Annotated in this window: 4 protein-coding genes; 1 reads left to right on the top strand and 3 read right to left on the bottom strand. The window is 49.6% G+C overall.

Annotation, left to right across the window (positions count from 1 at the left end):
• On the top strand, positions 1–675 hold a 675-nt coding region (locus D6694_03270), incomplete at its 5' end, for an alkaline serine protease (protein RMH46670.1).
• 44 nt (positions 676–719) lie between these two features.
• Here the strand turns inward: D6694_03270 and D6694_03265 are convergent.
• From D6694_03265 to D6694_03255, 3 genes are all read right to left on the bottom strand, one after another.
• A complete protein-coding gene (locus tag D6694_03265; GenBank protein RMH46669.1) occupies positions 720–1565 on the bottom strand; it encodes an HDOD domain-containing protein in 846 nt (281 codons plus the stop codon).
• An 86-nt stretch (positions 1566–1651) separates the two neighbouring features.
• Positions 1652–2692 (bottom strand): 4-hydroxyphenylpyruvate dioxygenase, encoded by a 1041-nt coding sequence (hppD, locus tag D6694_03260; GenBank protein RMH46668.1) that lies wholly within the window; start codon positions 2690–2692, stop codon positions 1652–1654.
• 16 nt (positions 2693–2708) lie between these two features.
• Positions 2709–3255: homogentisate 1,2-dioxygenase (locus tag D6694_03255; protein RMH46667.1), on the bottom strand; the 547-nt coding region annotated here is incomplete at its 5' end.

Genomic DNA, 3255 nt, shown 5'->3' with positions numbered 1-3255 from the left:
TATCCTGCCGGTATGGCTACGATGGCATCCGCGGAGGTGGGTGGTACGCCATACAACGTAAGCGCCATGGAAAATACCGGAACCGCAACAGCCCCCTTGTATGATTTCGGATTGGGCGACGCTGTAGACAGCGGGGCAGCCGGAAAAATCTGTCTGATTGAATGTGGCAACATCTCTTTCCATGACAAGGTGCTCAATTGTGAGAACAGTGGCGGCGTGGGTGCCATCATCTATAACAATGAGCCTGGCATGTTATACGGCACCTTGGGTGATACGAATGTAACCAGCATTCCTACAGTGGGGGCGGCTCAAGAAGATGGACCAGCCTTGAAAGCCGCCGTCGGTCAAACGGCGACGGTGACCGTGGGACCATCCGATTATGGTTACATGAGCGGTACATCAATGGCCACACCGCATGTCACGGGTGTCGCGGCATTGGTTTGGTCCTATCACCCATCGTGTACGGGGACCGACATTCGCAATGCCTTGGATGCCACAGCGATGGATTTGGACGCGCCGGGACGTGACAACTACACTGGATATGGCTTGATTCAGGCTTTGGCCGCCAAGCAGTATCTGGATGCCAATGGTTGTAGCGCTTCTGGCGGTGGTTCCAGTGGTGGCTCAGGTGGCAGCGGAAGCTGTAAAGGTGGGCCGAAAAAGTGTGGCGGTTAATCGTAACATACGCCAGATAAACAAAGGGGCCTCCGCCCCTTTGTTTATGCGCTGAAATGCTGTTCGGCATCCTCGGCGAGATCGATGAAATCGCTTTCGGTCATACCGAGTAATTCAAAAATGCTGTTGTGCAGCGCATCATAATCTGACAGAAAGTCACGATGACGTACATAACGTTTAACATTGCGTGTTAGCCAAAGCGCTGCCCAGGCAACGCGTTGTGCGATATCGGATGTATGCGTGAAAAACCGCTTTGAATGATGTTCTAGAATGAGTTCAAGAACTTCGTTTGTCAGTCCCCAGGTACGGCCAAGGATATAACCCACGGTCGCATGATCGGTTTTGTAGTGCTGTTCTTCTAATTCGATGAGCGAGATTGAGTTATCTTGGTCTGCTTGTGCAATGAGCTCGTGGTAATCATCAAATCGAATGGCGAAAGCGGCGCTGCCAGTGTTAAAAAAGAGTCCCAGGGTGTAAAGTCGATCCAGAGGCACATACCGTTCGAGCTGAAATTGCTGGCCAATGGCATACATGAGATCAGCCGATTGCTGACTCTCTTCCCAAAAGCGATCCATAGGAATACATGCTCTTTGACCAGCAAAGGCGCGCTTGAGCAGGACCGCTGTCGCTATGGATTCTATGCCGCTGGTACCAAGCATCATGGCCGCCTGCTTGATATTTTCAATCTTGCTCCGAAAGCCAAAAAACGGTGAATTGAGTAGTTTCAGGACGGCTGCAGAAAGGGTGATGTCCCGGCTGACAAGCGTTGCTAAATGGTCAATATCTGGATCTTCAGCGCGACAGGCCTCTTGAATGGCCATTAAAATGTCGGGTCTGGGTGGAATGAAAAAATGATTCACAATATGTTCGACAACCCCGTGATCAAGCATATGAGATGTCCGCACTAATTGCCTTTGGTGGTGACTATAGCAAAAAAGACGGGCCAATTGGCCCGTCTATCATAAGCGAGGATGCGTTATAGAACGCCTCTACGTTTTTGGTCCAGTTCGATGGATTTAAACAGCGCGGTGAAGTTGCCTTCGCCAAAACCAAGGTTGTTTTCGCGCTGGATGATTTCGATAAAAATCGGACCAAACAGGTTTTTGGTAAAGATTTGCAGAAGATAACCGTCTTCGTTGCCATCGACCAGAATTTGATGATGTTTGATTTTTTCGTGATCTTCCTTGACGTTTGGCACTTTATCGAAGATGTCATCGTAATACTCTGGGATGATATCCAGCGTTTGAATGCCTGTGCCTTCCATGGCATCGAGTGATGCGACGATGTCGTTGGTCAGGAAAGCAAGGTGTTGTACGCCGGGCCCGTTGTATTCACGCAGATACTCGTCAATCTGATTGCGGTCGTCGTCTTTACCTTCGTTAATCGGAATACAGAAGCTTCCGTCGGGCGAGCGTAACGCATATGAAACGAGACCGGTTTGGATGCCATTGATGTCGAAATAACGCACTTCATAGAAGCCAAAGACTTCTTTATAGAAGTTGGCCCATTTTTCCATGGTGCCTTTATAGACGTTATTGGTCAGATGATCGACCACGAGGAAGCCTTTGTCGGGCTGAATGAAGGGCTCGTCGAGATCTTCAAAGTCCTCCTCGTAGATGCTGCCTTTATCACCAAATTTATCGATGAAATAAATTAGGCTGTCACCAATGCCGTAAATGGCGGGATAGGGTAGATCTTTGACCGATTCATCGGCGGGTTTGGCGCCACGGCGCACAGCTTCTTCAAACGCGAACTGCGCGTCGTCGACACGCCAGCCCATTGAAGAGATGGCTGGGCCATGCGACTTGGCGAAGTTGGCCGAGAAGCCCTGCTTTTCGTTGTTGAGCAGGAAGTGGATATCGTTCTGGTTGTAATAAACGATATCTTTTCCCTTGAATTTTTTCAGCTTAGAAAAGCCGAAATCTTTGAAGATCTTGTCAATAAAGTCTGTCTCAGGTGCGCAGAACTCGGTGAACTCAATGCCGCGCAAACCGATGGGATTGGGTGCTTCTTTCATGATGCTCTCTCCTGTGTTATGACCGGTTTTGATTTTCAAGCCATGAACGGTTGTATTCGGGATCCATGGCTCTCCGGAAATGCTCAGTGACGCGCAACGGTCGGAAAGTATCGACCATCACGGCATATTCATAGGTTTCTTTTTTGCCTACGGATGCTTCTGTTTTTCCAGGCTGTGGGCCATGCGGCACCCCCATTTTGTGCAGTGTCAGGTAACCCGGCCCAATGCCCGTACGACTCATGAAGTCACCATCCACATAATAAAGCACTTCATCACTGTCAATGTTGCTGTGGTAGTACGGAGCGGGGATGGCCTGGGGGTGGAAATCGTACAAGCGAGGCACAAAGTTGCAGACGACAAAGTTTCTGGCGGTGAAGACAAGATGTACGGGCGGTGGCAGGTGAATCTTACCAACGACTGGCGCGTATTCTTGGATGTTGAATGCCCATGGATAGACAAAGCCGTCCCAGCCTTCCAAATCGTAAGGGTGCCACTGCAGAATGTGGATTTGGTAGCGATCTCCGTATTTGCAGACAAGTTCAAACTCACCTTCTTGGACAACT

Source organism: Gammaproteobacteria bacterium, from assembly GCA_003696665.1.
Classification (GTDB): domain Bacteria; phylum Pseudomonadota; class Gammaproteobacteria; order Enterobacterales.
This window is presented reverse-complemented; position numbering and strand designations above follow the sequence as displayed.